At 66.5% G+C, this 11096-nt stretch carries 11 protein-coding genes and 1 pseudogene; 7 read left to right on the top strand and 5 right to left on the bottom strand.

Translation table 11 applies throughout. The annotated features are described in order from the left end of the window. Together A5708_RS21640 and A5708_RS21635 are read left to right on the top strand one after the other, a co-directional pair. A pseudogene (locus tag A5708_RS21640) lies at window positions 1-258 on the top strand (dihydrodipicolinate reductase); the annotation flags it as partial. A 23-nt stretch (window positions 259-281) separates the two neighbouring features. After that, on the top strand, window positions 282-1484 hold the full coding sequence (locus A5708_RS21635; RefSeq protein WP_065030586.1) for a MalY/PatB family protein: 1203 nt from the start codon (window positions 282-284) through the stop codon (window positions 1482-1484). A gap of 33 nt (window positions 1485-1517) precedes the next feature. On the opposite strand, the gene A5708_RS21630 is transcribed toward A5708_RS21635, so the two are convergent. Next, entirely contained in the window at window positions 1518-2246 is a 729-nt protein-coding gene (locus tag A5708_RS21630) for a DUF2652 domain-containing protein (protein ID WP_065030588.1), read from the bottom strand. 111 nt (window positions 2247-2357) lie between these two features. On the opposite strand from A5708_RS21630, the gene A5708_RS21625 reads away from it, so the two are divergent. After that, window positions 2358-3263, top strand: a complete 906-nt coding sequence (locus tag A5708_RS21625) for a haloalkane dehalogenase (RefSeq protein ID WP_065030585.1) — start codon at window positions 2358-2360, stop codon at window positions 3261-3263. A 7-nt stretch (window positions 3264-3270) separates the two neighbouring features. Here A5708_RS21625 and A5708_RS21620 read toward each other — a convergent pair whose 3' ends face one another. Genes A5708_RS21620 through A5708_RS21605 form a run of 4 tightly spaced genes read right to left on the bottom strand, consistent with a single transcriptional unit; the run spans window position 3271 to window position 7790 of the window. Then, on the bottom strand, window positions 3271-4302 hold the full coding sequence (locus tag A5708_RS21620) for an amidohydrolase family protein (RefSeq protein WP_065030584.1): 1032 nt from the start codon (window positions 4300-4302) through the stop codon (window positions 3271-3273). Between the two features lie 28 nt (window positions 4303-4330). After that, window positions 4331-5335: a VOC family protein gene (locus A5708_RS21615; protein ID WP_065030583.1), complete on the bottom strand. Its 1005-nt coding sequence runs from the start codon at window positions 5333-5335 to the stop codon at window positions 4331-4333. Further along, window positions 5332-6213 carry an alpha/beta fold hydrolase gene (locus A5708_RS21610; RefSeq protein ID WP_065030582.1) on the bottom strand — a complete coding sequence of 294 codons (882 nt, stop codon included), beginning with the start codon at window positions 6211-6213 and terminating at the stop codon, window positions 5332-5334. Before A5708_RS21610 ends, A5708_RS21615 begins: the two co-directional genes overlap by 4 nt. Then, a complete protein-coding gene (locus A5708_RS21605) occupies window positions 6210-7790 on the bottom strand; it encodes a bifunctional 3-(3-hydroxy-phenyl)propionate/3-hydroxycinnamic acid hydroxylase (RefSeq protein WP_065030581.1) in 1581 nt (526 codons plus the stop codon). The genes A5708_RS21610 and A5708_RS21605 overlap by 4 nt, the downstream gene beginning before the upstream one ends. A 96-nt stretch (window positions 7791-7886) precedes the next feature. Here A5708_RS21605 and A5708_RS21600 point away from each other — a divergent pair, with 96 nt between their 5' ends. The 4 genes from A5708_RS21600 to A5708_RS21585 are packed head-to-tail and all read left to right on the top strand — an operon-like array spanning window position 7887 to window position 10977. Next, complete coding sequence (locus tag A5708_RS21600; protein WP_065030580.1) at window positions 7887-8513, top strand: TetR/AcrR family transcriptional regulator; 627 nt, start codon at window positions 7887-7889, stop codon at window positions 8511-8513. 20 nt (window positions 8514-8533) lie between these two features. After that, entirely contained in the window at window positions 8534-9466 is a 933-nt protein-coding gene (locus A5708_RS21595) for an acetaldehyde dehydrogenase (acetylating) (protein ID WP_065030579.1), read from the top strand. After that, entirely contained in the window at window positions 9463-10473 is a 1011-nt protein-coding gene (dmpG, locus tag A5708_RS21590) for a 4-hydroxy-2-oxovalerate aldolase (protein ID WP_065030578.1), read from the top strand. Before A5708_RS21595 ends, dmpG begins: the two co-directional genes overlap by 4 nt. Before the next feature lie 48 nt (window positions 10474-10521). Beyond that, window positions 10522-10977 carry a hypothetical protein gene (locus A5708_RS21585; RefSeq protein ID WP_065030587.1) on the top strand — a complete coding sequence of 152 codons (456 nt, stop codon included), beginning with the start codon at window positions 10522-10524 and terminating at the stop codon, window positions 10975-10977. The last annotated feature ends 119 nt before the right edge of the window (window positions 10978-11096 follow it).

The raw sequence follows: 11096 nt of genomic DNA, 5'->3' as shown, positions 1-11096 counted from the left end.
TGGCCCACCGGGATCGGCGATCTGTCCTATCGCGTCATGATTTCCGGCGACCCGGACATCGACTGCACGCTGGCCGCGACCCTGAAAGATCCCGCCAAAGCCGGCATCGGCGGGATGACTTCCGGGGCGGGCGCCATGGTCGCCACCGCGATGCGCGTCGTCAACGCCGTGCCGTATGTCGTTGCCGCGCAGCCGGGATTGCTGAGTTCGGTGGACCTTCCGTTGACCATCCCGCAGAAAGCGTTTGTCGGGGGGTAGGTCGCGCCGGTTAGTCTGCGGGCGTGACGGTTAATCCGCTCGAGGAATTGACGCTGCAGCAACTGCGGGCTCGCACCAGCATGAAATGGGGCGCACACCCCGCCGACGTGCTGCCGCTGTGGGTCGCCGAGATGGACGTCAACCTGGCACCGACGGTGGCCGAAGCGCTGCGGAAGGCCATCGACAACGGCGACACCGGATATCCCTGCGGAACCGCGCTGGCGGAAGCGGTCAGCCAATTCGCCGCACGGCGCTGGCAGTGGCACGACCTGGAAGTCGGCCGTACCGCGCTGGTTCCCGACGTCATGCTCGGCGTCGTCGAGGTGCTGCGCCTGCTCACCGATCGCGGTGACGCCGTCGTCATCAACCCGCCGGTCTACGCGCCGTTCTACGCGTTCGTCGCGCACGACGGACGCCGCGTCATCGAGGCGCCCCTCGCCGATGGGCGAATTGACTTGGGCGCCTTGGAGAATGCTTTCCTTCGGGCCCGCGCTGGCGGCGGCAGGGACGCGAAGGTCGCCTATCTGCTGTGCAATCCGCACAACCCGACCGGATCAGTGCACACCACCGACGAACTCCGCGCGGTCGCCGAGCTCGCCCGGCGATTCGGCGTGCGGGTGGTGTCCGATGAGATTCACGCCCCCGTCATTCTGCCGGGATCACGGTTCACTCCCTTCCTCACCGTTCCGGGCGCCGAGAACGCCTTCGCCCTGATCTCCGCGTCGAAGGCCTGGAACCTGTCCGGCCTGAAAGCCGCGCTGGCCATCGCCGGACCCGAGGCCGCCACCGACCTGAACCGGATGCCGGAGGAGGTCAGTCACGGACCCAGCCACCTCGGCGTCATCGCCCACGCCGAGGCATTTCTGAGCGGCAGCGACTGGCTCGATGCGACGCTGCAGGGCCTGGACGAGAACCGGACACTGCTCGGCGAATTGGTCGCCGAGCACCTCCCCGGCGTGAATTACCAATGGCCGCAAGGCACTTATCTGGCGTGGCTGGATTGCCGGGAGCTCGGCTTCGACGAAGAAGCCGCCGACGGCCTTGCGGTGGTTGCCGATCTGTCCGGGCCGGCCCGCTGGTTCCTCGATCACTCGCGGGTGGCGCTCAGCTCCGGCCACGTGTTCGGCACCGGCGGAACCGGACACGTGCGATTGAACTTCGCCACCTCGCGAGCCATTCTCACCGAGGCGGTCTCGCGGATGGGACGGGCCCTGGCCGGCGCTTGATCGTGACCGGCGCCGCGCCACAGGGCTTTTCGGCTACGCGGAGACTTCCTCCGCACCCCGGCCCAGGTTACGGAACCCCTGGGCGGGCTCCTTCATGCCGAGCGTGAAGGGCAGGCTGTCGAATTCGAACCTCGTCGTCGCGCCGAGCCGGCGGAAAAAGCTGCGGCGCGGCGTCGCAACGGGAACTTGCACCGCCGCAAGGTCGATGTAGTGCGTCGACGTTTCTCCGATGCCATCGAAGACGTGCACCAACGGCATGCAAAGCTCGCGCATAGGCTCGTCGAGGCATGCCGCGACGGGATCGGTCATCAGCACGTATTCGGCAACCGGCACCATGTTTTTCAGCATGCGGTGCACCAGAATGACATCGAAGCCGGCCAGTTCGACGTGACGCTTCACCTTCTGATCCGCCACCTCGCCCACGTGCACGACGAACTTGAGCGAGAGCTTCTCCAGCTGTTCGCAACTCGCGCACTCGCAGGCGATGTCGTTTTTCATCCGCTCACGCCGCTCCAGGAACGACGTGCGCATCCGTGACAGGCGGTCGCACACCACCTCTTTGGCGTGGCTGTCCGGTGCCCAGAAGAACGCGGCGTCACCCTCGAGTTTGGCCAGCTTCAAACCCTTGCCCGCGTTGATGACCGACTCCAGCAGGCCCGCAACCGTCAGCTGGGCATGGGCAAGGTGCGTCCGGTTCCACTGCATGTAATGCGTGTACCCGCCGATGTCGGCTATGAGCAGAACCGCGCGCCGAATTGCCATGAACAAGCCAGTTTAATAGCCCGTGGGGCCCAGCTCAATGAATCTCCTACTAGACGAATTCGCGCCGGCGCGAGAGGCTAACAGAGGTGCCGGTTCACCGGAGGAGCTGATATGCATGTGCTGCGAACCCCGGACTCCCGATTCGAAAACCTGGAGGACTACCCGTTCGTTGCGCACTACCTTGACGTAACCGCGAGCGACACCCGGCCGCTTCGCATGCACTACCTCGACGAGGGCACGATCGAAGGGCCGCCGATCGTTCTGCTGCACGGCGAACCCACGTGGAGCTACCTCTACCGCACGATGATCCCGCCCCTGACCGACGCCGGGAACCGCGTGCTCGCCCCCGACCTGATCGGTTTCGGCCGTTCGGACAAGCCCAGCCGGGTCGAGGATTACACCTACCAGCGCCACGTGGAGTGGGTGATCTCGTGGTTCGAGCATCTCAACCTCAGGGACGTCACGCTGTTTGTGCAGGACTGGGGTTCGCTGATCGGGCTGCGCATCGCCGCCGAGCAGTCCGACCGCGTCGGGCGGCTGGTAGTGGCCAACGGTTTCCTCCCGACGGCGCAACGGCGCACCCCACCGGCCTTCTACGCCTGGCGCGCCTTCGCGCGCTACTCCCCCGTCCTGCCCGCCGGCCGCATCGTCAGCGCCGGGACCATTCGCCGGGTGCCGTCGAAAGTCCGGGCCGGCTACGACGCGCCCTTCCCCGACAAGAGCTATCAGGCCGGGGCCCGCGCGTTTCCTCAGCTGGTGCCCACCTCGCCCACCGATCCGGCTATTCCGGCCAATAGGAAAGCGTGGGATGCCCTCGGCCGCTGGGAAAAGCCGTTCCTCGCTATTTTCGGAGCCCGCGATCCCATCCTTGGGCAGGCGGACAGAGCCCTGATCAAGCACATTCCCGGCGCCGCGGGTCAGCCGCACGCCCGGATCAACGCCAGCCACTTCATTCAAGAGGACCGCGGACCCGAACTGGCCGATCGCATCCAGTCGTGGCAGCAGGCTTGGCTCTGAGCGCCCGTCAGCGGGTGTTGACCAGCCGTACGACCCCCCGCATGACCGCTCGGCTGGCGCCGTGGCGCAACTTGTCGAGCGTCGAGTCGGGCTTGGGTGGCGCGGCCGCGCCGAGCCGGGGGAACAGCGCAAGGGCGTTGTCGCGCTCGATCGCCGCGCGGGCGTCCGGGCGCAGGCCCGGGTAGGTCTCCAGGCCGGCGGCGAACAGCTTCCCGGCCGCCAGCGGTGCGAAGGGCCAGTCCGAGCCGAAGGTCACGTGCCCGGGCTTGGCGAACGCCAGTAGGCTCGGCAGCGCGGCGGCGCTCGAAGACAGCGCGGTGTCGAAGTAGAAGCCGGCGAAGTCATCCAGGCTGTCGCTGGGGCTGCGCCCGGTGTCGCCCATGATGCTGATCGCCATCCGGTGCGAGGCGTAGGGGACGAACCCGCCCGCATGGCTGAGGATGAACTTGATGTTCGGGTATCGACGACAAATCCCATTGCGCACAAGCAAATACGCGGCGCGGGTGGTGTCGAGCAGGAAGTCGACGGCAAACGGCGCGACCCCGTCGATCACCGGTCCGGGCAGCTCGCCGGGATGGATGAACGCCACCGCCGAGCGCGCGTCCAGCGCGGCGAACAGGTCGTCCTGACCGTCTTGCCCGAGGTAGGTCCCGGCGCTGTTGGCGAGCAGCACCACCCCGTCGGCGCGCAATTCGTCGAGCGACCTGGCGGCCTCGCCGACGGACTCGCGCAAGTGCGGCATGGGGAGGGTCGCGAAGAATCCGAACCGGTTGGGTTGGTCGGCGACGAGGCCGGCGAGGTAATCGTTGAGGTCGCGGGCCAGCGACGCCGCGTCGACCGCGCTCGGCAGGAACGTGGTGCCCGGCGTCGATACCGAGAGTATCGCGGTGGCGACGTCCAGTTCCGTCATGGTCTGCAACGACCCTTCCGGGCTCCAATTCGGCAGCGCCCGGCCTCCGGCTTCGTCAATCCTGGCTTTTCGCAGCATGTCTCGATAGAAAGACGGGATGGCGTGATGGTGAGTGTCGATCCGCGACATTATTGGCTGCTCCTCTGGAGGTCGGTGATCAGCGGTCTGGAATGCCCGCTCCGGCGAGCGCGGGAATGACGTCCTCGGCGTGCATCAGTGACGCGGCGCCGATCTTGAACTGGGTGAGTTTGTCGATGATCGTTTGTCCCTCTCGAGTGTGACCCCAGATGCTGATGCCGCGATAGGTGGCGGGTTCCCAGGTGGCCTCATCGACCACGATCGGGTTCCAGCCAACCTCCCACTCGAATCCGGACGGCGTGAGGGCGTAGAAGGACAGTTCCCTGTCGTTGGTGTGCTGACCTATGCCCAGCGCCATCCGGAAGCCGAGTTGTTTGACTCGTTGGTAGGCGCCGGCCATGTCGTCGAGGTCGGCGACCTGGATGTTGAGGTGCTGCACCCGGGTGCGGATCGGGTTCATCCGCATGCGGTCGACGGCGGCGATGGCCACGGTGTGATGGCGCTGGTTGACCCGCAGGAAGCGGATCTTGAACTTCAGTCCGCTGATCGTCTCGTCGATGTAGTCGGACAGCCGCGCGTCGAACACCGTCTGGTAATACCCCCGCACCTGATGCGGCCGCTTGGTGGTGACGGCGACATGGCCCATACCCGCTGCGCCGGTGACGAATCCGCCACGTGCAGCCGTACGCAACGGCACCGCGCCGGTCCGTGGACGCGCACAGACCTCTTGGGTGAGGCCGTTGGGTCCAGGGAAGCGGACCAACCGCTCGACCCCGCGCAGGGCAGCCTGCTCGTCGGTGCCGGCGGTCACCGGCACACCATGGCCCCTGACGCGGCCGACGACGGTGTCGAACGTCGAGTGATCATCCACGTGCCAGCCCAGCGCCGTGACATCCTCGGCCGGCCCGCGTTGCAGCAGGAACCGGCACTCGTTGTCGTCGAGGCGAAATCGCATCGCCTCGGGCGACCCCTCATTGAGGTGCAGGCCGATGGCGTCGCGGCCGAATCGTCGCCAATCGCTGAACTTTTCGGTCTCGATCACGACGTAACCCAGCTGGACTCTGCCGAACACCGACGGGCTCACCGGGTGCTCACAGCGAGCGCCGAGTAGGGGCTGAGGAATTCGACGACCAGTTCGTTGAACAGGTCGGCGCGTTCCCACTGCATCCAGTGTCCGGTGTGTGAGGTCATGACGAGCTCCGCATTCGGCATCATGTTGAGCAGCATCGGACCGCCGGCCGGGCGGTTGACCTTGTCGTCACGGCCCCACAGGACGAGCGTCGGGGTCCTCAAGTTTTTCAGCCTGCTGTCTCGGGTCAGGTCCATCCGCCACAAGGTGCGCGGGGCCGTGGGCCCGGACGGGCGGCGCAATGGCGGGTCGGCGATCACTTCCGGGTCGATAGAGGCCTGATAGCGCAGGTCGATCAGGTCATCGGGCACGGCGGCGCCGTCGTAGACCAGGTACGTGCGGATGAACGCGGCGAGCTTGTCCCGGCTCGGACCGTCACCGCCGTAGTACGACAGCAGGGCCTTCAGCCCGTGCGTGGGAAGGCCTCTCGTGGTGCCGATTCCGCCAGGTCCCATCAAGACGAGCTTGCCGACGCGCTGCGGGGTGTCGAGCGCCAGGCGCAGTGCCGCCGCGCCGCCGTACGAGTTGCCCACCAGATGGGCGGTCTCGATGCCGAGTTCGTCGATCAGCCCGCGCATCATGTCGGCGAGGTAGCCGAACGGATCGCTGTGGTCGATGCCCTTGGCCGACCTGCCGTACCCCGGCATGTCGGGCACGATAACGCGGAAATGCTCTGCGAGAGCACCGATGTTGCGTGAGTAGTTCGACACGCCCGATGCGCCGGGTCCGCCACCGTGCAGCATTACGACGGCCGGTCCAGCGCCGGCTTCGCAGACGAAGACCGGTTTCCCCGCGATGGTGACCGTGCGCTCGATCGCATTGGTGATCGTCATGCCGTCGCTCCGATCCGGGGCGAGGCCTGGCCGGTCGCGCGCAGCGCGGTGAAACCCGTCGGTGGCGGCGGCAGCGGCTGGCGCGGCCCCGCCGCGGCGTAGACGAATCCGTCCGGCCGCACCACGACCGCCGCGGCCTTCTTGCGGCGTAGCCAGCGGGTCAGGATCCCGTCGTAATCGCCGATCGCGCCAACGCTTCTGGTGACGGCCAGCGGTTCAGCCCCGAGCCGTCGCCATCGGTCCGCACCGGCCGGTGCGGCGCCGAGATGCAATATCACCCAACGCCCGCCGATGACATCGTCGAGCCGCAGCTTGGTCCCGGCGGGGTCGATGACCCATGGCTGCGGCAGCTGCCAACCCACGGCCGCATGCGACTCGGCGGCCAACAGGCCGGCGCGGTAGCGCGCGTTCGGAATCCAGATCAGCCTCTGTCCGGCCGCGAGGACACCGGGCACCTGTGTCAAAGCACGCAAGAGATGATTTCGCAAGAACGCCAATGACTTTCGACGCTCTGTGATGAGCCGCCCGTTGCGCACCGCCCGACGGGTGACCTCGATGACGTGGGGTCTGCGTTCGACCTGGTAGCTGTCGAGCAGCGAATCGGGCGCCTGCCCACGCACCACGGCCGCCAACTTCCAGCACAGGTTGGCCGCATCCCGCACACCGGCTGACATGCCCTGGCCGATCCAGGGCGGCATCGCGTGGGCAGCGTCGCCGGCGAGGAAGATGCGACCGACCCGCCACCGGTCGGCGACGCGCACGTGGTGGCTGTAGATGACGGCGCGCAGGATTTTCACGTCGTCTTCGGTGATGCCCTGTTCGTGCAGAACCTGCCACACCGCGTTGTCGGTGACGAGTTGTTGTTCGTCCTCACCGGTCCTGGCCGGGTATTCCCAGCGGTGATGACCCAATGGCGTCGGGCAGTCCACGGTCGGGCGGGCCGGGTTGCAGTGAAACCGCAGCCGGTCATGACCGTCCCACTCACGAATCACCTTGGTGTCGATGACCACCCAGCGTTCGGTGTAGGTACGCCCGGCGTATCCGACCCCGAGCAGGCCGCGGGTCGGCGACGAGCCGCCGTCGGCGGCGATCACGTAGGAAGCCCGAAGGCGCTTGAAGGTGTCGGTGCGAAGATCGGCCAGCATGAGTTCGACCCACGATTCGCCGTTGGCCGCACGCAGGCACTCGTGCTCGAGCAGCACCTCGACGTTGCCGAAACGGTCGATGCCCTCGCGGAGCACGTGGTCGACGGCGGGTTGGTACAGGAATTGTTGCGGCGGGTGCCCGCAGCCGCGGGGCGTCATGGTCGTTTCCACAAACGGCACGCCGTTGGCGTCAACCCAGGCCAACGGCCGGTCGGGCAGCATGTCCCGTTGCAGTCGATCGGCCAGGCCGATGGACTGCCAGATGCGCATCACCTCCTCATCGGTGGAGATGGCCCTCGCCCGCCCGTACACGTCGGGGTCGCGTTCGATAACGACGACGCTAAGCCCAAGGCGGCCAAGCAGATTCGCCGCAGTGGCGCCCGTGGGGCCATAGCCGATCACCGCCACGTCATACATCGGATGCTCGTCCATTGCCGTCCCGCTTTCGCGTCGTGCTTGATTCTGTAATGATCGCTACGGTAATGTAGCGATCACTACGGAGTCAAGACCCGACGACAAGGGGTTTCAGTGGCCACCAGCGACAAGCCACAGCGGCGGCGCCGCCTCGACGGTGAGGCGTCCCGGGCCCGCATCCTGGATGCGGCCACCGAGATCGCCAGTGAACGCGGGTACGAGGGCACCAGCATCGCGCTGGTCAGCGCGAAGTGCGGCCTGCCGGCCAGCTCCATCTACTGGCACTTCAAGGACAAGGACGACCTGATCGCAGCGGTGATCGAACGCAGCTTCGCGCGTGTGCTTTCGGCCTGGCAGATGCCCGTTGAAGGCACCGCGCGCGAGCGCCTGGTGACGATGGTGCTGCAAATCGGCAAGGCGCTGCTGGACTCCCCCGAGTTCCTACGACTCGGCCTGATGCTCGCCCTGGAGAGGCGGCCGGTCGAGCCGCGGGCCCGGGCGATGTTCATCGATGTCCGTGCGCAGATGCATTCCACGCTCGGCACCACAGTGCGGGAGCTGTTTCCCGAATTGACCGACGCGCAGGTCCACCAATTGGCAACCTCCGGGATAGCGGGCGCCGATGGCCTGTTCATCGCCAAGGAGCTCGGCGGTGACTCTGTCGACGTCCTGACGCTGTTCGAGAGGCACGCGGCGGCCCTCTACGACAGCGCCCTGCACATGGTTGCCGAATCGAAGTGACCGCCCTCCAGAGATGGCCGGTGGCCATCATCGGATCGGGCAACATCGCCACCGACCTGATGCTCAAGATCTCACAGAGCGACGGCCCCCTCGCCGTGGGCGCCATGGTCGGCACCGACTCGGACTCGGACGGGCTGGTGTGCGCACGGCGAATCGGTGTGCCCACCACCGCGGAGGGGATCGAGGGCCTGCTTCAAATGCCGGACTTTGCCGATATCAAGCTGGCCTTCGACGCCACCTCGGCCGCTGCGCATCGCGCCCACTGGGAGGCAATGCGCTACAACGGGATACGAATGCTCGACCTCACACCCGCGTCGATCGGACCGTTCTGCGTGCCGGCAGTCAACCTCGACGACCACCTCGACGCCCCGAACCTCAGCATGGTCACCTGCGGGGGGCAAGCAACGGTTCCGATCGTCGCCGCGGTCGGCAAGGCTGGAATCGTTTCCTACGCCGAGACCGTCTCATCCATCGCGGCGAAATCCGCGGGCCCGGGCACCCGGGCCAACATAGACGAATTCATCGAAACCACCGCCACCGCCCTGCGAGTCGTCGGCGGCGCACACCGCGGCAAGGCCGTGATCATCCTCAATCCCGCCGATCCCCCGGTGCTCATGCGCAACACGGTGTACTGCCTCGTCGACGGGGATTGCGACCACGACCGGATCGACCAGGAAATCCTCGGCATGGTTGACCGAGTCGCGGCCTACGTGCCCGGCTACCGCCTGAAGCGGGATGTCCAGTTCGAAATCTTCGACAATGAACACCCGCTGCACATCCCCGAAACCGGCAAGTTCACCGGCACCCGCGTCACGGTGATGCTTGAGGTCGCCGGCACCGCAGACAACCTGCCCGCCCACGCCGGAAACCTCGACATCATGACCGCTGCCGCCAAGGCCACCGCCGAGCGAATCGCCCTTAATGCCGACGAAACCACCGGGGCCACAACATGAGCCGACGCCTCTATGTGAGCGACGTGACCCTGCGTGACGGCATGCACGCGGTGAGCCATCGGTACAGCATCGAGCAGTTGACCGCGATCGCGTGCGCCCTCGATGCGGCCGGAGTCGACTCGATCGAGGTCGCCCACGGTGATGGACTGTCCGGCTCGAGTTGCGTATACGGATTCGGGGCACATACCGACCTCGAATGGATCGAGGCCGTCGCGAGCGTGATCCAGAACGCCAGGATCGCAACGCTTCTGTTGCCCGGCGTGGGCAGCCTCCGCAATCTCAACGATGCGTACCGCGCGGGCGCGGCCGTCGTGCGCGTCGGCACGCACTGCACCGAAGCCGACATCTCCGCCCGCTACCTGTCCACAGCGCGCGACCTCGGCATGGACGCCGTCGGATTCCTCATGATGAGCCACTTGACCGAACCCGCCCGGTTGGCCACCCAAGCCAAGCTCATGGAGAGTTACGGAGCGACGTGCGTCTACGTCGTCGACTCGGGCGGGGCCATGACCATGCATGGCGTCGCCGAGCGGGTCGATGCGCTACGCCAAACACTGTGCGCATCAACGGAAATCGGCATCCATGCCCATCACAATCTGTCGCTGGGAGTGGCTAATTCCATCGCTGCCGTCGAGCATGGCGCATCCCGGATCGACGCGTCATTGGCAGGCATGGGCGCCGGTGCCGGCAACGCGCCGCTGGAGGTGTTCATCGCCGCGGCCACCCGCCTCGGCTGGGCTCACGGCTGCGACCTCCATCGACTGCAGGATGCCGCCGACGATCTCGTCCGGCCTCTGCAAGACCGGCCCGTCCGAGTCGACCGTGAAACCTTGACCCTGGGTTATGCAGGCGTCTACTCCAGCTTCCTCCGCCACGCGGAGGCTGCCGCAGCACGATTCAACATCGACGCCCGAACGCTTCTCGAAGAGGCCGGCCGGCGCGGCATGGTCGGAGGGCAGGAAGACATGCTCGTCGACATCGCACTCGACCTCACTGCGTCGCACTGAATGGGGGGTTTCCGGTTGCCGCGGTCGTGCAGATGGAACGATCACCGGATGGACATGGCAATGATGGGCCTCATGGGTACCGTCGTGGGGGCGTCGGCCGTGGGCATCGCGGGCGTAGCGCGGTCAGCCGCCGACACGGTGCTGCCAAGGATGATGGGAAACGTCGACCACAAACACCAGATGGCGATGCACCTGCACGGCCAGCGCTGCGAGACGGTCCAAGGCTGGCGGACCGGCTTGGCGGACGCGCGAGATGCCTACCAGCAGTGGGCTTGCGGGCCCCGCGATGGTGCGCCGCCCAATGTGGTCGGCGACGCGTGGTTCGAGGGTTTGCGGCCGCACCTGCCAACGAGCGGTGAGGCCGCGAAGTACCGGACCGCTCACGAGGTCCACTGCGACAATCCGACCCTCGCGCTGCTCTCACTCGAGATTGGGCGCATCGAGACCGGCTGGACCGAAGAGGCGAAGGGCCGTCGTCGGCGACAACGCCATCGGCCAGGCTGAACGTTTTCGACTCGCGACAGGCTGCCAGTCAGCCGTCTGCGGACGAATACATCAAGTTAGCCAACACCACATCGCTTTTCGCGGCAAACGCGAATTGTCTGCTGTGGTCGACCCGAAGC

This window comes from Mycobacterium colombiense, from assembly GCF_001672755.1.
Taxonomy (GTDB): domain Bacteria; phylum Actinomycetota; class Actinomycetes; order Mycobacteriales; family Mycobacteriaceae; genus Mycobacterium; species Mycobacterium colombiense_C.
The sequence above is the reverse complement of the archived record's forward strand: the minus strand, read 5'-3'. Positions and strand labels throughout refer to the sequence as shown.